Source organism: Nocardioides sp. BE266, from assembly GCF_031457855.1.
Lineage (GTDB): Bacteria > Actinomycetota > Actinomycetes > Propionibacteriales > Nocardioidaceae > Nocardioides.
Genome location: NZ_JAURTI010000004.1, coordinates 570,960 through 597,118, shown reverse-complemented (window position 1 = coordinate 597,118; position 26,159 = coordinate 570,960). Strand labels below are relative to the sequence as shown.

The window sequence follows — 26,159 nt, the reverse complement described above, 5'->3', positions numbered from 1 at the left end:
GCTCAGAGGAACTCGAGCGGGTCGAACTCGTCGATCGGGATGACCCGCACCCGCGGGAGCGAGGAGTTGAAGGCCGCGATGTCGTACTCGAGGTCGAAGATGCGCAGGCCCGGCAGGTTGCGGAACTGCGAGTTCACGAACTCGGTGAAGCCGATGACCCCGACCTGGCGGGTGCCGTCGCACAGGCGGGTGACCTGCTCGATGAAGTCGCCGTCGTGGCTCACCAGAACTACGTCGGCCTCGCGGTCGACGAGGGCCTCGGCCGTGCGCTGGATGGCGATGTCGACGATCTTGCCTTCGCCGCTCAGCGGGATCGGCTTGAAGCCGATCGCGAGCAGGGCCTGCACGAAGCTCGTCGGCAGCTCGGTGCTCGCGGCGAGGAAGAACAGGCCGCTGACGTCCTGGTCGAAGGCGCGCTCCGCCCACTCGAGCAGCCGGTCCCACCGGGGCCGCTCCTCGGGGCGGGGTCGTCGCCCCAGGATCGAGGTGCCGAGAGTCGCGTCGATGTTCTCCCCGTCGACGAGGAGGTAGGTCATCCTTTCGGCCATGCGAGGACTCTCCCACAAGGCGACGGAACCCGGGCCACGACTCCGGCGTCCCAGCCCCATGAGGGTCGTCGCCGCCGTGTGCCTGGTGCTCCTCGCCGCGGGTTGCGCCGACCGGCCCACCGAGGTCACCGTCGCCCCGCCCGACGTCTCCCACACCGTGCTCCCGAACGGACTGGTGCTGCCGGCGGTGACGTCCCCGGACGCGTACTCGATCTCGAACCCGCCGCGCTTCCACGTGCTGACCGACGACGGGCAGGTCGACCTCAGCCCGTGGACCATCTGCTACACCGGCGGCTGCGCAGACGGTGGCCCCGCTGACAACCCGCCGTCGATCGGCAGCCCGGAGGCGCTGCTCTTCGGCTTCGACGTGCCGGGCTGGACCTTCGACAGCGTCTCCTTCCGCGAGCACGGCACCCGCGCCGGCTGCGGCCGGACCATCACTGTCGCGGCCGAGACGACCGGTGAGCGGACCTTCCGCGTCCTGCCTGCGGGACCGGCCGGCGACTGGGACGTCGACATCTTCGGGCGCGGCCCGGGCGGCGACGCCGTGACGACGGTCCGGTGGCAGACGCCGACCGACGGGACCTATCCCGAGGCGGCCACCGGCACCGCGGCCGTGCTGGCCGACCACGACGGCGCGCTGGACTCCTACGGCGTCGAGCTCAGCGTGTCCGACCTCGACCGTCGCTACGAGCAGGCACGCGCGACGATCGAGGTCACATCGTCCACCGGTGAGTCCGTCGTGCTCCCGCTGCGGCCGCCGGGCGAGTGCTACGACGAGGGCGGCCTCTTCTTCCGGTCCCCCGACTCCGTGGGGCGCCGCGCGACCACGATCGGCGAGGGACCGTTCGACTACGAGGTGCGGCTGGTCCTCGGCTCGACGACGTACGTCGGCCGGGCGACGTGGCCCGACGACACCAACGACGACATCACGCCGGGCGTGCCGCTCACGTGGGAGCCGGCACTCCCGGTCTACCGCGGCTGAGCCGTCAGGACTTGTAGACGACCTTGAACGCCTCGACGACCTGGTCGCCGGTGACCCGGACGTCGGTGACCTCGACCAGCGCCCACGGCACGCCCGAGCCGTCGCACAGGATCGACAGCACGCCGGGCTCGGGCAGGTCGTCGGCGTAGTCGGCCGCCGCGGCCGTGGTCTCGCCGCGCTCGTCGGCCAGCACCTGGGTGACGAAGGCGTCGGACTCCTCCACCGAGTCGCCGTACGCCCAGGCGGGCGGCGGCACCGACTCGAGCGTCGTCGGCCCGAAGTAGGTCGGCGCGGCGTTGAGCTTGGCGTGGAAGCGGGCCAGGTCCCAGTAGACCCGCAGCTCCTCGTGGTCGAAGTCGATCAGGCTGAGCTCGACATTGCTGGGGTCGACCTCGGGATCGCTCATGCAGCAAGCCTAGTCGGGGTGGTCACGCCGCCTCGGCGACGTACGCCGCGAAGGCGCGCGCCGACTCCATCGAGCCCGGCCGCGGCTCGGCACCCGGGTCGAAGCCGAGGTCGCGGTCGGCCTGGACCTGCTGGAGCAGGGGCCGCCAGCTCGGGTCGGCGTGCATCATCGCCCACCGCAGGGCGTCGCGCTTGCTGGCGACCTGGCCGGTGCGGACGGTGTAGAGGCTGCGGCACGCCTGCACGACGAGGTAGCGCTGGCACCAGGCGATCGTCGGCGGGCACCACCCGAGCACGTCGTCGGTGAGGGTGGTGAGGGTCGCCCGTGCGTGGTCACGCAGCACGTCGTCGGGCACCGGCTCCATCAGCTCGACCGGGCAGGGGCCGACGAGGGTGATGCCGTGCTCACGGAGGATCCAGCGGCTCCACGGCTGGTTGCAGTGCACGGACCACGCCATCTCGTCGTGGCCGTGGTCGACGTAGAGCCAGTCGCGGCCCAGCCCGGCGGTCGTGCGCAGGTCGTCGAGGACGGCGTAGGACCCCTCGAGGTGGTGGTACCAGAAGCCGTCGCGGTGCGGGAGGTCGTGGTGGAGGGCCCGGAGCGCCGCCTCCTGCGCGGCGTCGGGTCGGTCGCGGACGACGACGAGGAAGTCGCAGTCGCTGTGGAGGTCACCCGCCCCGAGTGCGAACGACCCCTGGAGGTAGGCACCCACGAACGAGTCGCCGAGCGCCGCCTGGGCGCCGGTGACGAGGTCGTGGAGCACGCCGTTGAGCTCGGCGTAGCGCGTGGGGTGGGGGTTCAGCACGGATGGAGTGTGCGCTCGCCCGATCCCCCACCGCCACGGGATTATCGCCGGTCACGAGGCTGGTCCGCTCCGGCCGGACCGGGTTACGGTCGAGGATCCCCACCGACCCGGAGGCCTCCCATGCGCCGTCTGCTCGTCACCAGCACCGCCGTCGTCCTCGGCCTGGCCCTCCTGCCACCCGGCGCGGCGGTCTCGGGAGGGGCGACGGCACACAAGCCGGGCACCTTCCCGGCGCGCATCGAGCTCCCCGACGGCTTCCAGCCGGAGGGCATCGCCATCGGCGACGGGCCGACGGCCTGGCTCGGCTCCCTCGCCGACGGCGACATCTACGAGGTGTCGCTGCGCACCGGTCGCGGGACGGTGATCAGCCAGGGACCCGGCACCCCGTCGGTGGGCATGAAGGCCGACCACCGCGACCGCCTGTACGTCGCCGGCGGGCCCGCCGGCACCGCGCGCGTTGTCGACACGCACAGCGGCCGCGTGCTCGCCGACGTCCCGCTCACCACGAGCACCAGCTTCGTCAACGACGTCGTCCTTACCCGGCGGGCAGCCTGGTTCACCGACTCCTCGCAGCCCCAGCTCTACCGGCTGACCACACTGCGCCGAGGCGCCCCGGCTCCCAGCGCGACCACGGTGCCGCTCAGTGGCGAGTGGGTGCAGGGCACCGGGTTCGGGGCCAACGGCATCGAGACGACCCCGACCGGCCGCGGCCTCCTGGTGGTCAACTCGACCACCGGCCTGCTCTACCGGGTCGACACCACGTCGGGCGCGGCCACGGAGGTCGACCTCGGCGGAGCGTCGCTCACCATGGGCGACGGCATGCTCCGCCTCGGGCGGATCCTCTACGTCGTACGCAACCAGGCGAACGAGATCGCCGTCCTCAGGCTTTCGCGGGACGGGTCGAGCGGACGGCTGGTGCGCACGATCACGGCCGCCGACCTCGATCCCTCGACCAGCTTCGACGTGCCGACGACGCTCGCCCGCTTCGGGTCCGCGCTCTACCTGCCCAACGCCCGCTTCACGACGACGCCCTCACCGACCACCGACTACTGGATCACCCAGGTGGTCGCGCGAGGGCGCACGCGCTGATCAGACGTTGAATCCGAGGGCCCGCAGCTGCTCGCGGCCGTCCTCGGTGATCTTGTCCGGGCCCCACGGCGGCATCCAGACCCAGTTGATCGCGACGTCGCCGACGAGGCCCTCGAGGGCCGACTCGGTCTGGTCGGTGATCACGTCGGTCAGCGGGCAGGCCGCGGACGTGAGGGTCATGTCGAGCACGGCGTTGCTGTGCTCGTCGAGGTGCACGCCGTAGACCAGGCCGAGGTCGACGACGTTGATGCCGAGCTCGGGGTCGACGACGTCCTTCATCGCCTCGGTGACGTCGTCGACGGTCACCGTCGCGGTGCCGCCGTGGCCGGCGGCCTCGGGGACCTCGGGCAGGTCGCTGTGGTCAGCCTGGGACTCGCTCATGCGGGATCTCCTTCGGTCTGGGCCTGGGCGGTCGCGTCCTTCCACGCCATCCAGGAGAGCAGTGCGCACTTCACGCGCGCGGGGAACTTGGCGACACCGGCGAACGCGATGCCGTCCTCGAGGACGTCCTCGTCGGGCTCGACCTGCCCCTTGCCCTGCATGAGCTCGAGGAAGGTCTGGTGGATCTCCATCGCCTCGTCGACCGGCTTGCCGATCACGAGGTCGGTCAGCACCGAGGCGGAGGCCTGCGAGATGGAGCAGCCGACGGCGTCGTACGACACGTCCTCCACGACCCCGCCCGAGAGGTGCACCCGGAGGGTGACCTCGTCGCCGCAGGTCGGGTTGACGTGGTGCACCTCGGACTCGAACGGGTCGCGCAAGCCCTTGTGGTGCGGGTTCTTGTAGTGGTCCAGGATGATCTCCTGGTAGAGCGCGTCGAGGTCGGTGCTCATCGGTCCACCTTGAAGTAGCTGCGGGTGTGGTGGAGCGCCTCGACGAGCGCGTCGATCTCGCCCGGCGTCGTGTAGAGGTACGACGACATGCGCGTGGACGCCTGCACGCCGAACCGCGCGTGGGCCGGCTTCGCGCAGTGGTGGCCTGCCCGCACGGCGACGCCGCGCGAGTCGAGGACCTGCGCGATGTCGTGCGGGTGCACGCCGTCGAGCTCGAAGGAGATCGCTCCCCCGCGCTGCGTCGCGTCGAGCGGGCCGAGGACGGTCACGCCCGGCACCGACTGCAGCCCCTCGAGGGCGTAGGCGGTGATGGCCTGCTCGTGGGCGTGGATCGCGTCGAGGCCGATGTGGCCGAGGTAGTCGACGGCCGCACCGAGGCCGACCGCTTCGACGATCGGCGGAGTGCCGGCCTCGAAGCGGTGGGGTGCCTTGGCGTAGGTCGAGCGCGCCATGGTGACGGTCTCGATCATCTCGCCGCCGCCGTGGAACGGGGGCAGCCCGTTGAGCAGCTCCTCGCGGCCCCAGAGGACGCCGACGCCGGTCGGGCCGGTCACCTTGTGGCCGGTGAAGACCAGGAAGTCGCACCCCGCAGCCTGTACGTCGACCGGCAGCTGCGGCGCGGCCTGCGACGCGTCGACGACCGAGAGGGCGCCCGCGGCCTTGGCACGGGCGACCAGGTCGACGACCGGGTTGATCGTGCCGAGCATGTTGGACACCCAGGTGAAGGCGACCACCTTGGTGTGCTCGTCGACCAGCTGGTCGGCGGTCGACAGGTCGAGGTGGCCGTCGTCTGTCAGCCCGAACCAGCGCAGCTCGGCGCCGGAGCGCTCACACGCCAGCTGCCACGACACGATGTTGGAGTGGTGCTCCATCTCGGTGATGACGACGTTGTCGCCGGGACCGAGGTCGATCGTGCGGGCCAGCAGGTTGAGCGCCTCGGTGGCGTTCTTGGTGAAGATCACCTCGTTGCGCGAGGGCGCGTTGAGGAAGGCCGCCACCTTGTCGCGCGCCGCCTCGTAGGCCTCGGTCGACTCCGCGCCGAGCTGGTGCATCGCGCGGGCGATGTTGGCGTTGTGGCGCTCGAGGTGGTCGACCATCGTGTCGATCACGATCTGCGGCTTCTGCGAGGTGTTGGCGCTGTCGAGGTAGACCAGCGGCACCCCGCCCGCGAGCGTGCGCTCGAGGATCGGGAAGTCCTTGCGGATCACGTCGAGATCCGGAAGCAGTCCTTCCATCGTGGTCTCCCTTCTCAGCTCGTTGTCGCCGACGATCAGGCGTTGGCCTTGAGGTACTTGTCGTAGCCCTCCGCTTCCAGGGCCTCGGCGAGCTCCTTGCCGCCGGACTCGGCGACCTTGCCGTCGACGAAGACGTGGACGAAGTCGGGCTCGATGTAACGCAGGATGCGGGTGTAGTGGGTGATCAGCAGGACACCCTTGCCCTCGCGCTCGCGGAAGCGGTTGACGCCCTCGGAGACGATCTTCAGCGCGTCGATGTCGAGGCCGGAGTCGGTCTCGTCGAGCACCGCGACCTTGGGGTCGAGCAGGTCGAGCTGGGCGATCTCGTGGCGCTTCTTCTCACCGCCGGAGAAGCCCTCGTTGACCGAGCGCTGCGAGAACGACGAGTCGAGGTTGAGGCGGTCGAGGGCGCCGTTGACGTCCTTGACCCAGGTGCGGAGCTTGGGGGCCTCGCCGTCGATCGCCGTCTTGGCGGTGCGCAGGAAGTTCGCGACCGAGACGCCGGGCACCTCGACGGGGTACTGCATGGCGAGGAAGAGGCCGGCGCGGGCGCGCTCGTCGACGGTCATCGCGAGGACGTCCTGGCCGTCGAGGGTCACCGTGCCACCGGTGATCGTGTACTTGGGGTGGCCCGCGATCGAGTAGGCCAGCGTGGACTTGCCCGAGCCGTTGGGGCCCATGATCGCGTGGGTCTCGCCCTCCTTGATGGTGAGGGTGACGCCCTTGAGGATCTCCTTGGGGCCGTCCTCGGTGTCGACGGTGACGTGGAGGTCGGTGATGACGAGCTTGCTCATGCGGGGGTGACTCCGTTCAGGGTGGTCTCGGTGTCGACGTACACGTCCGTGCCGCGTACTTCGATGGGGAAGGTCGCGACCGGCTCGGTCGCGGGGAGGTTGGTGGGCTTGCCGGTGCGCAGGTCGAACATCGACCCGTGCAGCCAGCACTCGATCTGGCAGTCCGCGACCTCGCCCTCGGTGAGGGCGACCTCGGCGTGGCTGCAGGTGTTCTCGATCGCGAAGACCTCGTCGCCGTCGCGGGCGACCGCGATGTCGTACCGGCCGAGGGTGACGGCGAGTGCCTGGTCGGTCGCCACCTCGTCGAGGGCGCAGGCGCGCTCGAATGCCATCAGGCGTCGCCGCCCAGCGCGGCGAGGTCCTTGAGGACGTTCTTGGCGAGCTCGGCCTCGACCGTGGTCAGCAGGCGGTCCTCGATGGACGGCACGCCGACCTTGCGGATCAGGTCGTTGAAGAAGCCGTGCACGACCAGGCGCTGGGCCTCCTGCTCGGAGACGCCGCGCGACTGGAGGTAGAACAGCTGCTCGTCGTCGAAGCGGGCGGTGGCCGACGCGTGGCCGGCGCCCTCGATCTCGCCGGTCTCGATCTCCAGGTTGGGGACCGAGTCGGCGCGGCAGCCGTCGGTGAGGACGAGGTTGCGGTTCTCCTCGTAGGTCTCGATGCCCTCGGCGACCTTGCGGATCAGCACGTTGCCGATCCACACGGTGTGGGCGCCCTCGCCTTGGAGCGCGCCCTTGTAGACCACGTGGCTCTTGGTGTGGGGCGCGTTGTGGTCGGCGAAGAGGCGGTGTTCGATGTGCTGGCCGGCGTCGGCGAAGTAGAGGCCGAGCAGCTCCGCGGAGCCGCCGGGACCGGCGTAGGTGACGTTGGCGTCCATCCGGACCACGTCGCCGCCGAACGAGATCGCCGCGTGCTTGTACGACGCATCGCGCCCCACGACCGCCTGGTGGTGGGCGAGGTGCACCGCGTCGTCGTCCCAGTCCTGGATCGAGACGACGGTGACGTCGGCGCCGTCACCGACGACGATCTCCACGACCGCGGCGACCGCAGCGCTGCCGGTGTGGTTGATGACCACGACGGCCTTGCTGTGCGCACCGAAGCGGAAGGCCAGGTGGCCGCCCATGGTCTCCTCGGCACCGAGGCCGACCATGTCGAGCGCGAGCGGCTCGGAGACCACCGTGTCGGCCGGGACGTCGACCAGGACGCTCGGACCGACCTCGGCGAGGACCCGGGCCGCGAACCGCGTGTTGGGCACGAGGCCGCTGATGCCGCGCAGGGCACGGGCCTCGTCGCCGGTCACGATGCCGACCGAGACGCCCTCGGGCTCGTTCCAGCTCAGCTTGGACGTCCGCGCCTCGAAGGAGGCGTCGGCGTGGAGGCCCTTGAGCCGCTTGAGCGGCGAGAAGCGCCAGATCTCCTCGCGGCCGGTCGGCACGGGGTGGTCGGCGACGTCGAAGGAGCCCACCGGGTTGAGGTGGCTCTCGATCTTGTCCTGCTCCAGGGCAGCACGGACGGATTCGGTGGTGACGGTCAAAGCTCTACTTTCTTCGGTGCGTACGTCGGTCGGGCGGCGGGGATCAGCCCACTGCGCCTTCCATCTGGAGCTCGATCAGGCGGTTGAGCTCGAGGGCGTACTCCATCGGCAGCTCCTTGGCGATCGGCTCGACGAAGCCGCGCACGATCATCGCCATCGCCTCGTCCTGCTCCATGCCGCGCGACATGAGGTAGAAGAGCTGGTCGTCGGAGACCTTCGAGACGCTCGCCTCGTGGCCCATCGACACGTCGTCCTCGCGGATGTCGACGTAGGGGTAGGTGTCGCTGCGGCTGATCTGGTCGACCAGCAGCGCGTCGCAGAGCACGTTGGACTTCGAGCCGTGGGCGCCCTCGTTGACCTGGATCAGGCCGCGGTAGGACGTGCGGCCACCGCCGCGCGCGACCGACTTGCTCAGGATCGACGACGAGGTGTGCGGCGCCGCGTGCACCATCTTGGCGCCGGCGTCCTGGTGCTGGCCCTCGCCCGCGAAGGCGATCGACAGGGTCTCGCCCTTGGCGTGCTCGCCCATCAGGTAGATGGCGGGGTACTTCATCGTGACCTTGGAGCCGATGTTGCCGTCGACCCACTCCATCGTCGCGCCGGCCTCGCAGGTCGCGCGCTTGGTGACGAGGTTGTAGACGTTGTTCGACCAGTTCTGGATGGTCGTGTAGCGGCAGCGGCCGCCCTTCTTCACGATGATCTCCACGACCGCGGAGTGCAGCGAGTCGGAGGAGTAGATCGGCGCGGTGCAGCCCTCGACGTAGTGCACGTAGGCGTCCTCGTCGACGATGATCAGCGTCCGCTCGAACTGGCCCATGTTCTCGGTGTTGATCCGGAAGTAGGCCTGCAGCGGGATGTCGACGTGCACACCCTTCGGCACGTAGATGAACGAGCCGCCCGACCACACCGAGGTGTTGAGCGCGGCGAACTTGTTGTCGCCGACCGGGATGACGGTGCCGAAGTACTCCTTGAAGAGGTCCTCGTGCTCCTTCAGCGCGGTGTCGGTGTCGACGAAGATGACGCCCTTCTCCTCGAGGTCCTCGCGGATCGAGTGGTAGACGACCTCGGACTCGTACTGCGCGGCGACGCCGGCCACGAGGCGCTGCTTCTCCGCCTCCGGGATGCCGAGCTTGTCGTAGGTGTTCTTGATGTCCTCGGGCAGGTCCTCCCATGAGGCGGCCTGCTTCTCCGAGGAGCGCACGAAGTACTTGATGTTGTCGAAGTCGATGCCGCCGAGGTCGGAGCCCCAGGTCGGCATGGGCTTGCGGTGGAAGAGCTTGAGGCCCTTCAGGCGCAGGTCGAGCATCCACTGCGGCTCGGACTTCTTGGAGGAGATGTCGCGTACGACGTCCTCGTTGAGGCCGCGCGTCGCGGCAGCGCCGGCGTCGTCGGAGTCGGCCCAGCCGAACTCGTACTTGCCGATGCCCTTGAGCTCCGGGTTGAGTTCTTCGATGGAGGTCATGCCTTCTCCTTCTTCGATGCTGGCTTCAGGGTCTGGGGGATGCAGGTGGTGCACACGCCGTCACCGTGGGCGATGGTCGCCAGGCGCTGGACGTGAGTGCCGAGGACGGCGGCGATGGCCTCCGTCTCGGCCTCGCAGAGCTGGGGGAACTCGTGGGCGACGTGGGAGACGGGGCAGTGCTGCTGGCACAGCTGCTCCCCCACGCTCTGCCCGTTCGCTGCAGGCAGGTCACGCACCGAGGCGGCGTAGCCGTTCTGGGTGAACACCTTCGCCAACGCCTCGGCGGGCGTCAGGTCGGGGTCGGCCGTCGTCACCGCGGTGTAGTCCCGCTCGACGAACGCGACCCGGCGACGGGCGAACTCCACCACGGCGTCCTCGCCCTGCGTCTCGGCCAGGAACCGCATGGCTTGGACGGCGAGGTCGTCGTACTGCTGGTCGAAGCTGTCGCGGCCGGACTCGGTCAGCGCGAAGACCTTGGCCGGGCGGCCGCGACCGCGGGCGCCGTAGACCTTGGGCTCGCGCGACTCCACGACGCCCTCGAGCGCGAGGTGGTCGAGGTGACGGCGTACGGCGGCCGGCGTGAGGTCGAGGCGGCGGGCCAGGTCGGCGGCCGTCGAGGGCCCGTTCTCCAGGATCGTGCGCGCCACGCGGTCACGCGTGGGTGCGTCCCCGTCCGGGGTCGCGGCCGTCCTGGTGAATTCCACAACGCCAGTGTGACGTTATTGCCGTTCACCGTTCAAGCAAGGGTCACCTAAGTGACCCGGACCACTCCTCTCAGTCAGCCGTGCGCGCGCGGAAGGTGCGGATCGCGAGCGGTGCGACGACCGCGGTGATCAGCACGATCCAGCCGATGGTGAACGGGATCGGGTGGTGCATCGGGAACGCGGCCCCCGCGGCCAGCGGCTGGTCGTTGCCCCAGAGCACGCGCACCGCCTGGGTGAGCGAGGAGATCGGGTTCCACTCGGCGATGAAGCGCAGCACGGTCGGCATCCGGTCGGTGGGCGCGAAGGTGTTGGCCAGGAAGGTGATCGGGAACATCGTGGCGAACATGACGCCGTTGACCGCCTCGACCGATCGCATGGCCGAGCCGACCCAGATGCCGACCCAGATCATCGCGAAGCCCCAGCCGAGGAGCAGGAGGTAGCCCAGGGCGGCCTGGAAGGGGTCGGTGTGGATGCGCCAGCCGATGACCAGGCCGGTCAGCGACATCACCACCAGGCCGATCGAGGAGTGGGCCAGGCTGGAGATGCTCCGGCCGACGAGGACCGCCGCCGGGTTGATCGGCAGCGACCGCATCCGGTCGACGATGCCCTTGTCGAGGTCGGCGGTGAGGCCCACGGCCACGATGAAGGAGGCGAAGGCGACGGTCTGCGCCATGATCCCGCCGAGCAGGAAGGCGCGGTAGCCGGCGGCGGTGTCGACGTCGATGGACGAGCCGAAGACATAGGCGAAGAGCAGCACGAACATGACCGGCTGGATGGTCACGTCCATCAACATCTCGGGCATCCGCTTGATGTGGAGGAAGTTGCGCCGGGCGATCGCCCACGCCTGCGTCAGCAGCCCGGTGGGTCGGATCTCGGGTCGTTCGAGGGTGGTGCTCATCGGGCCATCTCCCCTGCCGGCGCGTCGGTGGTCTCGTCGGTGTCGTCGTCGAGCCGCTCCTCGGCACGGTGGCCGGTCAGGTGGAGGAAGACGTCGTCGAGGCTGGGCCTCTTGAGCCCGATGTCGTCGAGGACGATGCCGCTCTCGTCGAAGATGCCGGCCACGCGGGTCATGTGGGCCAGACCCTCGGCGGGCGCGGTCAGCTGGCGTGCGCCGGCGTCGACGTGCACCTCGCGCACGTGAGGAAGCAGCAGCGCCTCGGCCTGCTCGAGGTCGGGCGCGTTGGAGACGGTGACCACGAGCGCCGCCGCCCCCGACTGGTCCTTGAGCTGGAGCGGCGTGCCCTCGGCGATGACCGTGCCCCGGTCGATCACCACGATGTTGTCGGCCAACTGGTCGGCCTCCTCGAGGTATTGGGTCGTCAGGAGCAGCGTCGTGCCGTCGGCGACCAGCTCGCGCAGCACCTCCCACAGCTCGACGCGCGAGCGCGGGTCGAGGCCGGTCGTGGGCTCGTCGAGGAACAACACCGGCGGCGTGGCGATCAGGCTCACCGCCAGGTCGAGGCGCCGTCGCATGCCACCGGAGTAGGTCTTGGCGATCCGGTCGCCGGCGTCGGCCAGCGAGAACCGCTCCAGCAGCTCGTCGCTGGCGCGCTTGATGTAGCCGGAGTCGAGACCGTAGAGCGAGCCGATGAGGCGGAGGTTCTCCCGGCCGGTCAGGAGCTCGTCCACGGTGGCGGCCTGGCCGGTGAGGCCCATGCTGCGCCGCACGGCGGCCGGGTCGGTGAGGATGTCGTGGCCGGCGACCCGTCCGGTGCCGGCCGTCGGGCGGGTCAGGGTGGTCATCATCCGCACCGTGGTGGTCTTGCCGGCGCCGTTGGGGCCGAGCAGCCCGAGGACCGAGCCCTCGGGGACGACGAAGGAGACCCCGTCGACGGCGACCGTGTCGCCGAAGTGCTTGACGAGGCCCTCGGCCTCGATGGCGAGAGAGCGTGTCATGTCACCCACGCTATCCGCGGCCACCGACACCGCGCCCCTCGAATTCGGGGGGCCGACGCCCCGACCTAGACTTCGCGACGTGCCACCCGCCTCCCCCGCTGTCGAGATCGACGGCCTGGTGATGGCGTACGGCGACAAGGTGGCGGTCGACGGGCTGTCCCTCGAGGTGGCCCGCGGGTCGATCACGGCCGTCCTCGGACCCAACGGCGCGGGCAAGACCACCACGCTCGAGACGTGCGAGGGCTACCGCGTGCCGCAGCAGGGCACCGTCCGCGTGCTCGGCCTCGAGCCGCGGCGCGACCGCGCGGACCTGCTCCCCCGGATCGGCGTGATGCTGCAGTCGGGCGGCGCGTGGAGCGGCGTACGGGCGCGGGAGATGCTCGACCACATGGCGTCCCTGCACGCCCACCCGCTCGACACCGACATGCTCAGCGACCGGCTCGGCCTCGCCGACTGCGGGCGCACGCCCTACCGCCGGCTCTCCGGCGGGCAGCAGCAGCGGCTCGGGCTCGCGATCGCGCTGGTCGGGCGCCCCGAGCTGGTCTTCGTCGACGAGCCGACGGCGGGCATGGACCCGCAGGCCCGGCGGACGACCTGGGAGCTGCTCGAGGAGATCCGCGGTGACGGGGTGACCGTCGTGCTGACCACCCACCACATGGACGAGGCCGAGCGGCTCGCCGACCGGATCCACATCATCGACCGGGGCCGCGTCATCGCCACCGGCACGCCGGGCGAGCTGACCCGCGAGGGCCGCTCCGCCACCATCCGCCTCGTCGTCAACCGGCCGTTCCCCGACGGTGCCCCCGAGTCGCTGCGTGCCGACCTCGGCCCCGACACGGAGGTACGCCAGCTCGACGAGGTCAGCATGCTGATCCACGGTCCGGCCGACTCGACGACCCTGGGCCTGGTCTCGCGGTGGTGCGAGCAGCACGACGTGCTGCCGGAGACGCTCAACCTGGGCCAGCGCAACCTCGAGGACGTCTTCCTCGAGCTCACCGGACGGGAGCTGGCGCCGTGAGCACCTTCACGCCCGCACCCGGTGGTGCCTCGCTCTCGCGGATGGTGCTCGCCCAGTCGCGGATGGAGGCGCGGCTGATGCTGCGCAACGGCGAGCAGCTGCTGCTGGCGATCGTCATCCCGGTCATCGTGCTGGTGGGCGGTGTCGCCGTCGCCGACCGGATCGGCATCGACCTCGACGGCCACCGGCCGGTCGACATCCTCACCCCGGGCGTGCTGGCGCTCGCCGTCATGTCGACCGCCTTCACCTCCGTGGCGATCGCGACCGGCTTCGAACGGCGCTACGGCGTGATCAAGCTGCTCGGCTCCTCACCGCTCCCCCGGCACGGCCTGCTGCTCGGCAAGGTGCTCGCGCTGCTCAACGTGGTGCTGCTCCAGCTCGTGGTGCTCGTCGTCGTGGGCCTGGTCCTCGGCTGGGAGCCGACTCTCGACCACCCGCTGAAGTCCGTCGCCGGCACCGCACTCGCGATCGCGCTCGGCACCGCGGCCTTCGCGGCCCTCGGGCTCTTCGTGGCCGGCGTGCTGCGGGCCGAGGCGACGCTCGCCCTCGCCAACCTCGTCTACCTCCTGCTCATGGCCGGCGGCGGCGTCGTGCTGCCCACGAGCACGTACGGCGCCGCGTCGCCGGTGATCACCTGGCTGCCGTCGGCCGCCCTCGGCGAGGCGATGCGCGACGCTCTCGTCCACGCGAGCATCGACGGCCGCTCTCTTCTCGTGCTCGCCGCCTGGTCGGTCGTCGGCACGGTGCTCACTGCCCGGACCTTCAGGTGGGAATGATGTCTGCCCTGCTCGACCGGCTCGCCCGGTACCTCTGGCCGCTCGCGGTCGCCAACCTGCTCGCCAACATCGGGATCGTGGTGACCGGCGCCGCCGTGCGCCTCACCGGCTCCGGGCTCGGCTGCCCGACGTGGCCGCGCTGCTCCGACGAGTCGTACGTCGCCCACGGCGAGCTCGGCATCCACGGTGTCATCGAGTTCGGCAACCGCACCCTCACCTTCCTGCTCGCCGCGATCGCCCTGCTGTGCTTCCTGGCGGCGCTGGGCGCGCGGCACCGCCGGGCGACCCGCCTGGCCTTCGTCATCGGCCTCGGCATCCCGTTCCAGGCGGTGCTCGGCGGCATCACGGTGCTGACCGACCTCAACCCCTGGATCGTGGCGGGCCACTTCCTGATCTCGATGGCGATCATCATGGTCTGCATCGCACTGCTCGACGAGCTGCGCAGCCCCGACCGGGCCGCTGCGCCCGCGCTTCCCCGCGCCCTCGCCTGGGCGACGACCGCGGCCGGCTGCGTCGTGCTCTACCTCGGCACCGTCGTCACCGGAGCCGGGCCGCACGCCGGCGACACCGACTCCCCGCGCAACGGCCTCGACCCGGCGACGGTCTCGCACGTCCATGCGTACGCCGTCTACGTGCTGGTCGCGCTCACACTCGCGCTGCTGGTCGTCGCGCTCCGCGGTGGGCACCGCTGGCTGGCGACCGTGACCGGGCTGGTGCTGCTGATCGAGCTGCTCCAGGGCGTGCTCGGATGGGTGCAGTACTGGCTCGACCTGCCCGTCGGCCTCGTGGCGCTGCACATGCTGGGCGCGGCGCTGCTGGCGGCAGGCCTCGGCCGGATCGCGCTGGCCGTGCTCCCCCACCACGCCGCCCACGAGGCGACGGCGGACGGCGAGCCGCAGCACGACGCCGCGACCCGCCTGCCGTAGTCCTGCCCTCAGAGCTTGCGGGCGAAGATCACCGTGCGCTTGGAGTAGTCGTCGGCCTTGCAGGCCACCAGCACGATCCGCGGCGGCCCGGAGACCGAGTAGAGCGAGCCCATCCGGCGGTTGGCCGCCCAGTACTCGCGCCTGGTCACCTCGAAGCGGCAGCCGCCGACGCTGATCCGGTCGCCCTTGCGGAGCCGGCCCCAGTGGTCGGCCACGCCGTTGCCGGCGCGCCAGGCGTGACCGGCGTACACGGTGCTGCCCGACGGGTCGCAGGGCGGGTCGCCCTTGGCCCAGGTGTAGACGGTGCCGCGCAGGCGCCACCCGACGTCGAGGGTGTCGTTGCGCGCGGGAACCTTCACCACCACGGCGTCGGTGCCGGTGCGGGCGATCTGCAGTCGGTCAGGGGCGGCCTGGGCCGCACCCTGACCGACCAGCACGATCGGCCAGAGCAGCACCGCGAGGATCGCGGCGCGACGCATCACGAACCTGTGTGGGGCGCGATCTCGGGAGCCTTGGCGCACGCCTTCGTGCTGAAGGTCATCCGCCACGACTGCTTGCCCTCGAGGCGGTAGGTCGCGTCAGCCGCGCGGGCCCGCACGGTGATGCCGTAGGAGCCGGCCTTGCCGTTGGCGCCCTTGAGGGTGCGGGCCTTCAGCCAGACGCCCTGGCGGAGCACGGTGCCGTTGACGGTGTAGACCACGCCGGGTCGCTTGCTCACCTTGAACAGGTCGCTCGCCAGACCGCACTTGTCGATGTGCTTGGCCAACGCCTTGACGACCTTGACCTGGGCGGGCAGCACCTCGCACGGCTCGTTGCTGTCAGCGGGAGCGGGCAGCGTGATCACGGTCTGGCCGTTGCCGAACGAGTGACCCGGGTTGGCGGTGATGGTGACGCTGCCGTCGGGGTTGACCACCGAGGTCCACGGACCGCTCGGCACGGTGCCGTAGTGGGCGTTGCCGGGGCCGCACGTGTCGACGACCGGGACGACGGGAGCTCCGGTGACGCACGGCTGGTTGCTGTCGGCGGGCGCCGGGTAGGTGACGGAGGTCTGGCCGTTGCTGAAGACGTAGCCCTGGTTGGCCGTGATCGTCAGGCTGCCATCGGGGTTGAGGACCGAGGTCCAGGGACCGCTCGGCACGGTGCCGAAGTGGGCGTTGCCCGGGCCGCAGTCGTCCACGACGGGGACGGTGGGCGCAACGACCTTCGTCACGTTGCAGCTGTCGGTGAAGGACGCCACCGGGATCGAGCCGGAGTTGGTCTGGGTGACGCCGTTGGTCCAGCGGGCACCGAGGGTCAGCGTCACGGTCGATGACGGCTTGGTGGTCACGGCCTCGGTGAAGCTCCGGGTCTGGGTGGAGGTGAGCGTCGTGCCCACCGGCACCGCGGACGGACGGTTGGACGAGGTGATCGTCTCGGTCCGCTGCTCGCTGTTGGTGACCTGCCAGGTGACGGTCCAGCCGCCGCCGTCGCGACAGCTCACGCTGCCATTGATCGTGTTGTGGTGTGCGCTCGAAGGAGCAGCGAGGCCCACGATGGCGAAGCCGACGGCCACCACCAGCGTCATGATCCTCGACACGCTCCTGCCGGCGGGGCCCCCACGGCCCTCGGTCAGTCGCTGACGCGGCGCGCTCAACATCTTCGTGTAACCCCCATGCATCCAGAAGAGGCCCTGCGCCTCTTCAATTTGGATGATTCAACGGGATCTGACGGAGAGTCACACGGAAGGAATTCTCAAGAGGTTCTCTAGAAACTCTCAGTTCCGGGACGTTTCACCAACAGTGCGCTAGCGACCGAGCAAGGGATCCAGTGCGACGGCCACGAAGAGCAGCGAGAGGTAGAGGTTGGAGGCGTGGAACAGGCGCATCGGATTGATGTCCGACAGCACCTCGGACGCCTTCGCGCGGCCCCACATCCGGTGCGCCTCGACCAGGAAGACCGCGCCCAGGACGACCGCGGCGACCGGGTAGACGAGGCTGGTGCCGGCGACCGGCCACAGCAGCAGCGACACCGCGACCATCACCCAGCTGTAGACCACGACCTGGCGGCCGACCTCGGCCGCGGGCTTGACCACCGGCAGCATCGGGACGTCGACGTTGGCGTAGTCCTCGCGGTAGCGCAGCGCCAGCGCCCACGTGTGCGGCGGCGTCCAGAAGAAGACCACCAGGAACAGCACGACGGGGGTCCAGGCCAGCTCGCCGGTGACGGCCGTCCAGCCGATGAGCGCCGGGAAGCAGCCCGCGAGGCCGCCCCACACGATGTTCTGCGTGGTGCGCCGCTTGAGCAGCATCGTGTAGACGAAGACGTAGAACGCGTTGGCCAGCAGCGACAGCCCGGCCGAGAGCCAGTTGACCCACAGCCCCAGCACCACCGTCGACACGACCGCGAGGACGGTGGCGAAGACGAGCGCCGAGCCGGCCGAGACGATGTGGCGCGGCAGCGCGCGACGACGCGTACGGCGCATCTGCTCGTCGATGTCGCGGTCGTAGACGCAGTTGTAGGCCGACGCAGAACCCGCGGAGAGCGCGCCGCCGATGACGGTCGCGACCACGAGGCCGAGCGGCGGGATGCCGCGCTCGGCGAAGAACATCACCGGCACGGTGGTGAGGAGCAGCAGCTCGATGACCCTCGGCTTGGTCAGCCCGACGTAGGCCGCGACCACGTCCTGCCAGGTCTTGCGTCCGGGCTCGGGAGGCTCTCCGGTGCTCCCGGCGGAGGTGCCGGCCGCACCCTCGTCACCGGTCGACGGCCGGTCGGACGCAGCGGCGTGCGGGCCGGCTTGGGACACGGTGAGGACCTCGGGAGAACGGGGACGGATGGGACGCGGGCTTCGGGGAACCGGAGGGTGCGGACCGCCAGCTGAACAGGCGTCCGGAGCGACCCTCGGGCGGGGTCGAGTCTACTCGGCCACGGCGATAGGCTCGCAGTCGAGGCCACCCCGGGGGACCTGTGATCCCGCACTCCCCACCCGCACGAGGCCCTGACTCCACCGAGAGGAACTGCGTTGACCGAGAAGTCCGCCCTGCCCGCCACCCTCGAGTGGGACGACATCGACGACAAGGCCGTCGACACGGTCCGCGTGCTGGCGATGGACGCGGTGCAGAAGGTCGGCAACGGCCACCCCGGCACGGCCATGAGCCTGGCGCCGGCGGCGTACCTGCTGTTCCAGAAGGTCATGCGCCACGACCCCGCCGACCCCGAGTGGGTCGCCCGCGACCGCTTCGTCCTGTCGTGCGGCCACTCGAGCATCACCCTCTACATCCAGCTCTTCCTCGGCGGCTTCGGCCTCGAGCTCGACGACATCAAGGCGCTGCGCACGTGGGGCTCCAAGACCCCCGGCCACCCCGAGCTCGGCCACACCGCCGGCGTCGAGGTCACGACCGGGCCGCTGGGTCAGGGCGTCGGCAACGCCGTCGGCATGGCCCTCTCGGCCCGCCGCGTGCACGGCCTGCTCGACGCGGACACCGCTCCCGGCGAGGGTCTCTTCGACCACCACGTCTACGCGCTCGCCTCCGACGGTGACCTCGAGGAGGGCGTGAGCTCCGAGGCCAGCTCGATCGCCGGCACCCAGAAGCTCGGCAACCTCACGATGATCTACGACCGCAACCACATCTCGATCGAGGGCGAGACCGACATCGCCTTCACCGAGGACGTCGCCAAGCGCTACGAGGCCTACGGCTGGCACGTGCAGACGGTCGACTGGACCAACGGCGGCAAGGAGTACGTCGAGGACGTCAAGGCCCTCTACTCCGCGGTCCGCAAGGCCCGCGCCGTCACCGACAAGCCGTCCCTGATCGTGCTCGACACCATCATCGCGTGGCCCGCACCCAACGCCCAGGGCACCGAGGCCGCCCACGGCAGTGCGCTCGGCGCCGAGGAGGTCGCCGCGACCAAGAAGGTCCTCGGCTTCGATGCCGAGCAGACGTTCGAGGTGCCGCCCGGCGTCCTCGAGCACACCCGGCAGCTCCGCGAGCGCGGCGCCGCGTGGGGTGCGGAGTGGGACGAGCAGTACGCCGCGTGGGCCGAGGCCCACCCGGAGTCCGCCGAGCTGCTCCACCGCCTCAAGCGCCGCGAGCTCCCGGTCGACCTGCCCGCCGCCCTGCCGACCTTCGAGGCCGACGCCAAGGGCGTGGCCACCCGGTCCGCGTCCGGCAAGGTCATCAACGCCCTGGCTCCCGTGCTCCCCGAGCTGTGGGGCGGCTCGGCCGACCTCGCCGGCTCGAACAACACCACGATCACCAGCGCGCCCTCCGTCGGCCCGGAGGTCTCGAAGGTCGGCGAGTGGAGCACGGACCCGCACGCCGGCCGGGTGCTGCACTTCGGCATCCGCGAGCACGGCATGGGCGCGATCATGAACGGCATCGCCGCCGACCGGCTCACCCGCGTCTTCGGTGGCACGTTCCTCACGTTCTCCGACTACATGCGCGGATCTGTCCGGGTCGCCGCCCTGAGCAAGCTGCCGGTGACCTACGTCTGGACCCACGACTCCATCGGCCTCGGCGAGGACGGCCCGACCCACCAGCCGATCGAGCACCTCGCCGCCCTGCGCGCCATGCCCGGCCTCGACGTCGTACGCCCTGCGGACGCGAACGAGACGGTCGCGGCCTGGCACCACATCCTGCAGCGCACCAACACCCCGGCCGCACTCGCGCTGACCCGGCAGAACGTGCCGGTCTTCCCGCGTGGCACCGACGGCTTCCAGAGCACCGAGGGCGTCGCCCGCGGCGCCTACGTGCTGGTCGACGCCGAGAAGGGCACGCCCGACGTGATCCTGATCGGCACCGGCTCCGAGGTGCAGCTCGCCGTCGAGGCCCGCCGGCTGCTCGCCGAGGACGGCATCGACGCCCGCGTCGTGTCGATGCCCTGCCTCGAGTGGTTCGAGGAGCAGGACGAGTCCTACCGCGACACCGTCCTGCCGCCGACCGTGAAGGCGCGCGTCTCCGTCGAGGCAGGCGTCAAGCAGGGCTGGCGCGAGATCGTCGGCGACAACGGCCGGATCATCTCGATCGACCACTACGGCGCCTCGGCCGACTTCGCCCGGATCTACACCGAGTTCGGCATCACCGCCCAGGCCGTCGCCGACGCGGCCCGCGACAGCATCGCCGTCGTCAACGCCTGATCCCACCCACCCACGCACGGGAGGCACACCATGAACGACCGTCTCAAGGCCCTGGCCGACGCCGGGGTGTCCATCTGGCTCGACGACCTGTCGCGCGAGCGACTCGAGACCGGCAACCTCGCCGACCTCGTGAAGAACAGCAACGTGGTGGGCGTGACGTCCAACCCGGCGATCTTCCAGGCCGCGCTCGCCGACGGCGAGCGCTACGACCCGCAGGTGCGCGAGCTCGCCGCTGCCGGTGCCGACGTCGACAAGGCGACCCAGACGATCACCACCGACGACGTCCGCGAGGCCTGCACGGTGATGCGGCCCGTCTTCGACGCCACCGACGGCGTCGACGGCCGCGTCTCGATCGAGGTCTCCCCCGGCTTCGCCCACGACACCGCCTCGACGGTGAAGGAGGCCGCCGAGCTCTGGTCGATCGTCGACCAGCCCAACCTCCTCATCAAGATCCCGGGCACGGAGGAGGGCTGGCCCGCCATCACCGAGACGATCGCGGCCGGCATCTCGGTCAACGTCACGCTGATCTTCGGCCTCGAGCAGTACCGCAACGTGATGGAGGCCTACGTCACCGGGCTCGAGCAGGCCGACGCCAACGGCCACGAGCTCGCCGACATCCACTCGGTCGCGTCGTTCTTCGTCTCGCGCGTCGACACCGAGATCGACAAGCGGCTCGACGCCACGACCGAGGGGCCCGGCACCGACCCGGACCTCAAGGGCAAGGCCGGCGTGGCCAACGCGCGGCTGGCGTTCCAGATGTTCGAGGAGTTCTTCGCCGGCCCGCGCTGGGAGGCCCTCGAGGCCAAGGGCGCGCGCAAGCAGCGGCCGCTGTGGGCCTCGACCGGCGTGAAGAACCCCGACTACGACGACACGATGTACGTCGTCGACCTGGTGGTCGAGGACACCGTCAACACCATGCCCGAGAAGACCCTCGACGCCGTCGCCGACCACGGCGAGGTGCGGGGTGACCGGGTGCGGCCGTTCTACGACGACGCCGCCGCCCACATGCAGGCGCTCGCCGACGCGGGCATCGACTACGACGACGTGATCGAGGTCCTGATCAAGGAGGGCGTCGACAAGTTCGTCGTCGCCTGGGACGAGCTCCAGACGACCCTGGCCGCGTCGCTCGAGGCCGCACGGTCGTGACCTCCAGCGGGCCGGTCGATCCCACGACCACATCAGCGTGGGCCGAGCTGGCCCGCCTCGCAGAGGCCTTCCGACCCGACCTGCGCGGCGCCCTGACGCCCGCCTGGGTCGGGGACCAGTCGCTGGAGGCGGCCGAGCTCCACGTCGACCTGTCGAAGAACCTGTTCGACGCCGACGTCGAGGCTGCCCTGCTGAGGCTGGCCGAGGAGGTCGACCTGGCCGGTCGTCGCGAGGCGATGTTCGCCGGTGAGCACATCAACGTCACCGAGGACCGCGCCGTGCTCCACACCGCCCTGCGGCTGCCCCGCGGCGCGTCGCTGACCGTCGACGGGCAGGACGTGGTGGCCGACGTCCACGAGGTCCTCGACCGGGTCTACGCGTTCGCCGAACGGGTGCGGTCCGGCGACTGGACCGGCGTGACCGGCAAGCGGATCGAGACCGTGGTCAACATCGGCATCGGCGGCTCGGACCTCGGGCCGGTGATGGCCTACGAGGCGCTCGAGCCCTACCGCCAGGACGGGCTCACCTGCCGCTTCATCAGCAACATCGACCCGACCGACGCCGGGCAGAAGCTCTCCGGCCTCGACCCCGAGACGACGCTGTTCATCGTCTCCAGCAAGACCTTCGGCACGCTCGAGACGCTGACCAACGCCCGGCTCTGCAAGGCGTGGCTGCTCGAGCACCTCCCGTCCGGCACGGACGAGAAGGCCGCGGTCGCCCAGCACTTCGTGGCGGTCTCGACGGCGCTCGACAAGGTCGCCGACTTCGGCATCGACCCCGCCAACGCCTTCGGGTTCTGGGACTGGGTGGGAGGCCGCTACTCCATGGACTCGGCCATCGGCCTCTCCCTGGTCGTCGCCATCGGCCCGGAGCACTTCGCCGAGCTGCTCGCCGGGTTCCACGCCATGGACGAGCACTTCCGCACCGCGCCGGCGGAGTCCAACGTGCCGCTGAAGATGGGCCTGCTCAACGTCTGGTACACCAACTTCCTCGGTGCCCACACGCACGCGGTCCTCCCCTACGCCCAGCTGCTGCACCGGTTCCCGGCCTACCTCCAGCAGCTCACCATGGAGTCCAACGGCAAGTCGGTGCGCTGGGACGGCGCTGCCGTCGGCTACGACACCGGCGAGGTCTTCTGGGGCGAGCCCGGCACCAACGGGCAGCACGCCTTCTACCAGCTCATCCACCAGGGCACCCGGATCATCCCGGCGGACTTCATCGCCTTCGCCACGCCGTCGTACGGACTCCGGGACGGCGACACCGACGTGCACGAGCTGTTCCTCGCCAACTTCTTCGCCCAGACCAAGGCGCTCGCCTTCGGCAAGACCGCCGACGAGGTGCGCGCCGAAGGCGTGGCCGAGGACCTGGTCGCGGCCCGGACCTTCCCGGGCAACCGGCCCACCACGTCGATCATGGCGCCCGCGCTGACGCCCGGCGTGCTCGGCCAGCTGATCGCGCTCTACGAGCACATCACGTTCGTCGAGGGCGCGGTGTGGGGCATCGACAGCTTCGACCAGTGGGGTGTCGAGCTCGGCAAGCAGCTCGCCCAGCAGCTCGGCCCGGCCGTCTCCGGCGACGCCGACGTCCTCGCCCAGCAGGACCCCTCCACGCAGTCCCTCATCTCCTACTACCAGGAGCACCGAGCCTGATGACGTACGTCAATCCCCTCCGCGACCCGCAGGACCGCCGCCTCCCCCGGATCGCCGGGCCGTGCGGCCTCGTGCTCTTCGGCGTCACGGGCGACCTGTCGCGCAAGAAGGTCATGCCGGCGATCTACGACCTGGCCAACCGCGGCCTGCTGCCGCCGGGGTTCAGCCTCGTCGGCTTCGCGCGGCGCGACTGGGCCGACCAGGACTTTGCGCAGATCGTGCACGACGCGGTACGCGAGCATGCGCGCACCCCGTTTCGCGAGGAGGTGTGGAACCAGCTCTCCGAGGGCTTCCGGTTCGTGCCGGGCAACTTCGACGACGATATAGCCTTCGACCAGCTGCGGCGCACCATCGAGGAGCTCGACCAGCTCCGCGGCACCGGCGGCAACATGGCGTTCTACCTCGCCATCCCGCCCGGCTTCTTCGGCACCGTGGTCGGGCAGCTCAAGGAGCACGGCCTCGCCGACCACCGCGAGGACCAGTGGAGGCGCGTGGTGGTGGAGAAGCCGTTCGGCCACGACCTCGAGTCGGCCCGCGAGCTCAACGACATCCTCGCCGGCGTCTTCCCGTCGGGCTCGATCTTCCGGATCGACCACTACCTCGGCAAGGAGACGGTGCAGAACATCCTGGCGATGCGCTTCGCCAACAACATGTTCGAGCCGATCTGGAACTCCAACTACGTCGACCACGTGCAGATCACGATGGCCGAGGACATCGGCATCGGCGGTCGCGCGGGCTACTACGACGGCATCGGCGCCGCCCGCGACGTGATCCAGAACCACCTCCTCCAGCTGATGGCGCTCGTCGCCATGGAGGAGCCGATCGCCTTCGACGCCGAGAGCCTGCGCATCGAGAAGCAGAAGGTGCTCGCCTCCACCGTCCTGCCGAAGCGGCTCGACCTCACCACCGCGCGCGGGCAGTACGCCCCCGGCTGGGCGGGTGGTGAGAAGGTCAACGGCTTCCTCGAGGAGGAGGGGATCAAGAAGACCTCCACCACCGAGACCTTCGCCGCCATCACGGTCAACGTCGAGACCCGCCGCTGGGCAGGCGTGCCGTTCTACCTCCGCACCGGAAAGCGGCTCGGTCGCCGTGTCACCGAGGTGGCGATCGTCTTCAAGCGGGCTCCGCACCTGCCGTTCACGCAGACCGCCACAGAGGACCTCACCCAGAACGCCCTCGTGATCCGCGTGCAGCCCGACGAGGGCATGACGATGCGGTTCGGCTCCAAGGTGCCGGGCACGGCGATGGAGATCCGCGACGTCAACATGGACTTCGCCTACGGCGGCTCCTTCACCGAGGCCAGCGCCGAGGCCTACGAGCGGCTGATCCTCGACGTCCTGCTCGGCGACCCGCCGCTGTTCCCCCGGCACGAGGAGGTCGAGCTGTCCTGGAAGATCCTCGACCCCGTGCTCGAGCACTGGGCGAAGAAGGGCAAGCCCGAGCAGTACGACTCCGGCACGTGGGGACCCGCGTCCGCCGACGCGATGCTGGCCCGCGAGGGCCGCACCTGGAGGAGGCCCTGATGATCGAGCTCACTGACACCACCTCGTCCGGCATCGCCGCGGAGTTCGTCCGTGCGCGCACCCGTGCCGGCAGCCCGGCGATGGGCATGGTGATGACCCTGATCATCGTGGCGCCCGAGGACGACGCCGTCGAGGCGATGCAGGCCGCCAAGCGCGCCTCGCGCGAGCACCCGTCGCGGGTGCTCGGCGTGATCCTGGGCGACGGCCGCGGCGCACCGCACGTCAACGCCCAGGTCGGCAGCGGCGACGGTTGGGGCGGCGAGACCGCCCTGATCCGGCTCAAGGGCGAGGTGGTCAAGCACGCCGACTCCGTCGTGCTGCCGCTGCTGCTCCCCGACTCCCCCGTCGCCATCTGGTGGCCGACCGCGGCTCCGGACGACCCGGCCGACGACCCGCTCGGCAAGCTCGCGCAGCGCCGCATCACTGACGCCGCCGCGGTCTCGCGAGGCAAGTCGACCGCGATGCTCACCCAGTGCCGCTCCTACGCCCCCGGCAACACCGACCTGGCCTGGACCCGGCTCACGCCGTGGCGTGCACTGCTGGCGGCCGCGCTCGACCAGCACCCCCTCAAGGCGACCGGCGCGACGGTCACCGCAGAGCGGATCAGCCCGAGCGCCGACCTGCTCGTCGCCTGGCTGTGCGACCGCCTCAAGGTGGCGGTGAAGCGTGCCAACTCCGCCGGCCCGGGCATCACCGACGTCACGCTCGACACCAAGGAGGGGCCGATCAGCATCTCGCGCTCCGACGGCCGGCTCGCGACCTTCTCCTCGCCGCACCGGCCGGACCGCCCGGTCGCCCTGAAGCGCCGCGAGGTGCCCGCTCTGCTCGCCGAGGAGCTGCGGCGCCTCGACGAGGACGACATGTACGCCGCCACGGCGGCCAAGCTGGTCAAGCTCGAGGGGGGCGCGAGGAAGTGAGCGTCTCCGAGGTCCGGCCCTTCCCGAGCCGGGGCGAGCTCGCCGCCGACGTGGCCGCTGCGCTGCTCGAGCGGCTCGCCGCGGCCCAGGCCCGCGGCGAGGTGCCCCAGATCGGCCTGACGGGCGGCAGCATCGCCGACGAGATCCACCGGGCGATCGCCCGCCTGTCCGCCGAGTCCGACGTGGACTGGTCGCGCGTCGTGCTGTGGTGGGGCGACGAGCGCTGGGTGCCCGCCGGCTCCGACGACCGCAACGAGGTCCAGGCCCACCGGGCGTTCATCGACGCCGTCGGCGTCGACCCCGACAACGTCCACGTCATGCCGCCGAGCGACGCCGGCCTGTCCCTCACCGAGGCGGCCGATGCCTACAGCGCCACCGTGCGGGAGCGGGGTGCGGGGTTCTTCGAGGTGTTGATGCTGGGCATCGGCCCCGACGGGCACGTGGCCTCGCTCTTCCCCGGGCATCCTGCGGCCGTGGTCGCCGACGCGATCGTCGTACCTGTCGAGGGGTCGCCGAAGCCCCCGCCCGAGCGGCTCTCCCTCACCTTCGAGGCGATGGAGCGCAGCAACGCGGTGTGGTTCGTCGCCGCCGGAGCCGACAAGGCCGACGCGATCGCCCGCGCCCTCTCCGGCCCGGCCGCCCCCGGCTCCCCCGAGGCCGTCGAGTGCCCCGCCCGCGTCCCCCGCGGCACCGTCGAGACCGTCTGGTGGCTCGACGACGCCGCCGCCCCCCAACGCTGACCGGGCACTTCGTCCGCGTCCGGAGCGGTGACCGGGCACTTCGTCCGCGTCCGGAGC

General features: G+C 70.7%; 27 protein-coding genes. 11 read left to right on the top strand and 16 right to left on the bottom strand.

Annotated elements, in window-relative coordinates:
• Positions 1-2 precede the first annotated feature (2 nt).
• Entirely contained in the window at positions 3-548 is a 546-nt protein-coding gene (locus J2X46_RS15205) for an NYN domain-containing protein (RefSeq protein ID WP_310251946.1), read from the bottom strand.
• Positions 549-606: 58 nt separating this feature from the next.
• Between J2X46_RS15205 and J2X46_RS15200 the strand changes: the two genes are divergently transcribed.
• On the top strand, positions 607-1,533 hold the full coding sequence (locus tag J2X46_RS15200; RefSeq protein ID WP_310251945.1) for a hypothetical protein: 927 nt from the start codon (positions 607-609) through the stop codon (positions 1,531-1,533).
• Positions 1,534-1,537: 4 nt separating this feature from the next.
• Here the strand turns inward: J2X46_RS15200 and J2X46_RS15195 are convergent, their stop codons facing one another.
• Together J2X46_RS15195 and J2X46_RS15190 are read right to left on the bottom strand one after the other, a co-directional pair.
• Entirely contained in the window at positions 1,538-1,939 is a 402-nt protein-coding gene (locus J2X46_RS15195; RefSeq protein ID WP_310251944.1) for a hypothetical protein, read from the bottom strand.
• A gap of 22 nt (positions 1,940-1,961) precedes the next feature.
• The gene (locus J2X46_RS15190) at positions 1,962-2,744 is read right to left on the bottom strand and encodes an aminoglycoside adenylyltransferase domain-containing protein (protein WP_310251942.1); all 783 of its coding nucleotides are present in this window, start codon (positions 2,742-2,744) and stop codon (positions 1,962-1,964) included.
• A gap of 120 nt (positions 2,745-2,864) precedes the next feature.
• On the opposite strand from J2X46_RS15190, the gene J2X46_RS15185 reads away from it, so the two are divergent.
• On the top strand, positions 2,865-3,833 hold the full coding sequence (locus J2X46_RS15185) for a superoxide dismutase (protein WP_310251940.1): 969 nt from the start codon (positions 2,865-2,867) through the stop codon (positions 3,831-3,833).
• Here the strand turns inward: J2X46_RS15185 and J2X46_RS15180 are convergent, their stop codons facing one another.
• From J2X46_RS15180 to J2X46_RS15135, 10 genes are all read right to left on the bottom strand, one after another.
• Positions 3,834-4,214, bottom strand: a complete 381-nt coding sequence (locus J2X46_RS15180; RefSeq protein ID WP_310251938.1) for a metal-sulfur cluster assembly factor — start codon at positions 4,212-4,214, stop codon at positions 3,834-3,836.
• A complete protein-coding gene (gene sufU / locus J2X46_RS15175) occupies positions 4,211-4,666 on the bottom strand; it encodes a Fe-S cluster assembly sulfur transfer protein SufU (protein ID WP_310251936.1) in 456 nt (151 codons plus the stop codon). Before sufU ends, J2X46_RS15180 begins: the two co-directional genes overlap by 4 nt.
• Positions 4,663-5,901 (bottom strand): cysteine desulfurase, encoded by a 1,239-nt coding sequence (locus J2X46_RS15170; RefSeq protein ID WP_397214595.1) that lies wholly within the window; start codon positions 5,899-5,901, stop codon positions 4,663-4,665. The genes sufU and J2X46_RS15170 overlap by 4 nt, the downstream gene beginning before the upstream one ends.
• A gap of 35 nt (positions 5,902-5,936) precedes the next feature.
• Positions 5,937-6,695: a Fe-S cluster assembly ATPase SufC gene (gene sufC, locus J2X46_RS15165; RefSeq protein ID WP_310251935.1), complete on the bottom strand. Its 759-nt coding sequence runs from the start codon at positions 6,693-6,695 to the stop codon at positions 5,937-5,939.
• Positions 6,692-7,027 carry a non-heme iron oxygenase ferredoxin subunit gene (locus tag J2X46_RS15160; protein ID WP_310251933.1) on the bottom strand — a complete coding sequence of 112 codons (336 nt, stop codon included), beginning with the start codon at positions 7,025-7,027 and terminating at the stop codon, positions 6,692-6,694. Before J2X46_RS15160 ends, sufC begins: the two co-directional genes overlap by 4 nt.
• On the bottom strand, positions 7,027-8,229 hold the full coding sequence (gene sufD, locus J2X46_RS15155; RefSeq protein WP_310251931.1) for a Fe-S cluster assembly protein SufD: 1,203 nt from the start codon (positions 8,227-8,229) through the stop codon (positions 7,027-7,029). The genes J2X46_RS15160 and sufD overlap by 1 nt, the downstream gene beginning before the upstream one ends.
• Positions 8,230-8,272: 43 nt before the next feature.
• Positions 8,273-9,691, bottom strand: a complete 1,419-nt coding sequence (gene sufB / locus J2X46_RS15150) for a Fe-S cluster assembly protein SufB (RefSeq protein ID WP_310251930.1) — start codon at positions 9,689-9,691, stop codon at positions 8,273-8,275.
• Positions 9,688-10,395, bottom strand: a complete 708-nt coding sequence (locus J2X46_RS15145) for a metalloregulator ArsR/SmtB family transcription factor (RefSeq protein ID WP_310251928.1) — start codon at positions 10,393-10,395, stop codon at positions 9,688-9,690. Before J2X46_RS15145 ends, sufB begins: the two co-directional genes overlap by 4 nt.
• Positions 10,396-10,465: 70 nt before the next feature.
• Positions 10,466-11,293 (bottom strand): ABC transporter permease, encoded by an 828-nt coding sequence (locus tag J2X46_RS15140; RefSeq protein WP_310251926.1) that lies wholly within the window; start codon positions 11,291-11,293, stop codon positions 10,466-10,468.
• Positions 11,290-12,291, bottom strand: a complete 1,002-nt coding sequence (locus J2X46_RS15135) for an ATP-binding cassette domain-containing protein (protein WP_310251925.1) — start codon at positions 12,289-12,291, stop codon at positions 11,290-11,292. Before J2X46_RS15135 ends, J2X46_RS15140 begins: the two co-directional genes overlap by 4 nt.
• A 79-nt stretch (positions 12,292-12,370) precedes the next feature.
• Between J2X46_RS15135 and J2X46_RS15130 the strand changes: the two genes are divergently transcribed.
• Genes J2X46_RS15130 through J2X46_RS15120 form a run of 3 tightly spaced genes read left to right on the top strand, consistent with a single transcriptional unit; the run spans position 12,371 to position 15,011 of the window.
• On the top strand, positions 12,371-13,309 hold the full coding sequence (locus tag J2X46_RS15130; protein ID WP_310251923.1) for an ABC transporter ATP-binding protein: 939 nt from the start codon (positions 12,371-12,373) through the stop codon (positions 13,307-13,309).
• Positions 13,306-14,085, top strand: a complete 780-nt coding sequence (locus J2X46_RS15125) for an ABC transporter permease (protein ID WP_310251921.1) — start codon at positions 13,306-13,308, stop codon at positions 14,083-14,085. Before J2X46_RS15130 ends, J2X46_RS15125 begins: the two co-directional genes overlap by 4 nt.
• Positions 14,085-15,011 carry a COX15/CtaA family protein gene (locus J2X46_RS15120; protein WP_310251919.1) on the top strand — a complete coding sequence of 309 codons (927 nt, stop codon included), beginning with the start codon at positions 14,085-14,087 and terminating at the stop codon, positions 15,009-15,011. The genes J2X46_RS15125 and J2X46_RS15120 overlap by 1 nt, the downstream gene beginning before the upstream one ends.
• Before the next feature lie 8 nt (positions 15,012-15,019).
• Here J2X46_RS15120 and J2X46_RS15115 read toward each other — a convergent pair whose 3' ends face one another.
• From J2X46_RS15115 to J2X46_RS15105, 3 genes are all read right to left on the bottom strand, one after another.
• Positions 15,020-15,490 carry a class F sortase gene (locus tag J2X46_RS15115; RefSeq protein ID WP_310251917.1) on the bottom strand — a complete coding sequence of 157 codons (471 nt, stop codon included), beginning with the start codon at positions 15,488-15,490 and terminating at the stop codon, positions 15,020-15,022.
• Positions 15,490-16,575 (bottom strand): hypothetical protein, encoded by a 1,086-nt coding sequence (locus J2X46_RS15110; protein WP_310251915.1) that lies wholly within the window; start codon positions 16,573-16,575, stop codon positions 15,490-15,492. The genes J2X46_RS15115 and J2X46_RS15110 overlap by 1 nt, the downstream gene beginning before the upstream one ends.
• Before the next feature lie 219 nt (positions 16,576-16,794).
• Positions 16,795-17,796, bottom strand: coding sequence for a heme o synthase (locus tag J2X46_RS15105; RefSeq protein ID WP_310251913.1), 1,002 nt, complete (start codon positions 17,794-17,796; stop codon positions 16,795-16,797).
• 216 nt (positions 17,797-18,012) lie between these two features.
• Between J2X46_RS15105 and tkt the strand changes: the two genes are divergently transcribed.
• Genes tkt through pgl form a run of 6 tightly spaced genes read left to right on the top strand, consistent with a single transcriptional unit; the run spans position 18,013 to position 26,102 of the window.
• The gene (tkt, locus tag J2X46_RS15100; protein WP_310251911.1) at positions 18,013-20,127 is read left to right on the top strand and encodes a transketolase; all 2,115 of its coding nucleotides are present in this window, start codon (positions 18,013-18,015) and stop codon (positions 20,125-20,127) included.
• A gap of 30 nt (positions 20,128-20,157) precedes the next feature.
• Positions 20,158-21,273 carry a transaldolase gene (gene tal / locus J2X46_RS15095; RefSeq protein WP_310251909.1) on the top strand — a complete coding sequence of 372 codons (1,116 nt, stop codon included), beginning with the start codon at positions 20,158-20,160 and terminating at the stop codon, positions 21,271-21,273.
• The gene (gene pgi / locus J2X46_RS15090) at positions 21,270-22,922 is read left to right on the top strand and encodes a glucose-6-phosphate isomerase (protein WP_310251907.1); all 1,653 of its coding nucleotides are present in this window, start codon (positions 21,270-21,272) and stop codon (positions 22,920-22,922) included. The genes tal and pgi overlap by 4 nt, the downstream gene beginning before the upstream one ends.
• The gene (gene zwf / locus J2X46_RS15085) at positions 22,922-24,445 is read left to right on the top strand and encodes a glucose-6-phosphate dehydrogenase (protein ID WP_310251905.1); all 1,524 of its coding nucleotides are present in this window, start codon (positions 22,922-22,924) and stop codon (positions 24,443-24,445) included. Before pgi ends, zwf begins: the two co-directional genes overlap by 1 nt.
• A complete protein-coding gene (locus tag J2X46_RS15080; RefSeq protein WP_310251903.1) occupies positions 24,445-25,362 on the top strand; it encodes a glucose-6-phosphate dehydrogenase assembly protein OpcA in 918 nt (305 codons plus the stop codon). The genes zwf and J2X46_RS15080 overlap by 1 nt, the downstream gene beginning before the upstream one ends.
• Entirely contained in the window at positions 25,359-26,102 is a 744-nt protein-coding gene (gene pgl / locus J2X46_RS15075; protein ID WP_310251901.1) for a 6-phosphogluconolactonase, read from the top strand. Before J2X46_RS15080 ends, pgl begins: the two co-directional genes overlap by 4 nt.
• The last annotated feature ends 57 nt before the right edge of the window (positions 26,103-26,159 follow it).

Bases quoted from the DNA above. Each gene is read 5' to 3' on its own strand.
- tal (WP_310251909.1), top strand. From the start codon at position 20,158: ATGAACGACCGTCTCAAGGCCCTGGCCGACGCCGGGGTGTCCATCTGG.
- sufC (WP_310251935.1), bottom strand. From the start codon at position 6,695: ATGAGCAAGCTCGTCATCACCGACCTCCACGTCACCGTCGACACCGAG.
- sufU (WP_310251936.1), bottom strand. From the start codon at position 4,666: ATGAGCACCGACCTCGACGCGCTCTACCAGGAGATCATCCTGGACCAC.
- J2X46_RS15205 (WP_310251946.1), bottom strand. From the start codon at position 548: ATGGCCGAAAGGATGACCTACCTCCTCGTCGACGGGGAGAACATCGAC.
- J2X46_RS15180 (WP_310251938.1), bottom strand. From the start codon at position 4,214: ATGAGCGAGTCCCAGGCTGACCACAGCGACCTGCCCGAGGTCCCCGAG.
- J2X46_RS15185 (WP_310251940.1), top strand. From the start codon at position 2,865: ATGCGCCGTCTGCTCGTCACCAGCACCGCCGTCGTCCTCGGCCTGGCC.
- J2X46_RS15120 (WP_310251919.1), top strand. From the start codon at position 14,085: ATGTCTGCCCTGCTCGACCGGCTCGCCCGGTACCTCTGGCCGCTCGCG.
- J2X46_RS15080 (WP_310251903.1), top strand. From the start codon at position 24,445: ATGATCGAGCTCACTGACACCACCTCGTCCGGCATCGCCGCGGAGTTC.
- J2X46_RS15200 (WP_310251945.1), top strand. From the start codon at position 607: ATGAGGGTCGTCGCCGCCGTGTGCCTGGTGCTCCTCGCCGCGGGTTGC.
- J2X46_RS15135 (WP_310251925.1), bottom strand. From the start codon at position 12,291: ATGACACGCTCTCTCGCCATCGAGGCCGAGGGCCTCGTCAAGCACTTC.
- J2X46_RS15140 (WP_310251926.1), bottom strand. From the start codon at position 11,293: ATGAGCACCACCCTCGAACGACCCGAGATCCGACCCACCGGGCTGCTG.
- J2X46_RS15170 (WP_397214595.1), bottom strand. From the start codon at position 5,901: ATGGAAGGACTGCTTCCGGATCTCGACGTGATCCGCAAGGACTTCCCG.
- J2X46_RS15110 (WP_310251915.1), bottom strand. From the start codon at position 16,575: ATGACGCTGGTGGTGGCCGTCGGCTTCGCCATCGTGGGCCTCGCTGCT.
- J2X46_RS15115 (WP_310251917.1), bottom strand. From the start codon at position 15,490: ATGCGTCGCGCCGCGATCCTCGCGGTGCTGCTCTGGCCGATCGTGCTG.
- sufB (WP_310251930.1), bottom strand. From the start codon at position 9,691: ATGACCTCCATCGAAGAACTCAACCCGGAGCTCAAGGGCATCGGCAAG.
- J2X46_RS15195 (WP_310251944.1), bottom strand. From the start codon at position 1,939: ATGAGCGATCCCGAGGTCGACCCCAGCAATGTCGAGCTCAGCCTGATC.
- J2X46_RS15160 (WP_310251933.1), bottom strand. From the start codon at position 7,027: ATGGCATTCGAGCGCGCCTGCGCCCTCGACGAGGTGGCGACCGACCAG.
- zwf (WP_310251905.1), top strand. From the start codon at position 22,922: ATGACGTACGTCAATCCCCTCCGCGACCCGCAGGACCGCCGCCTCCCC.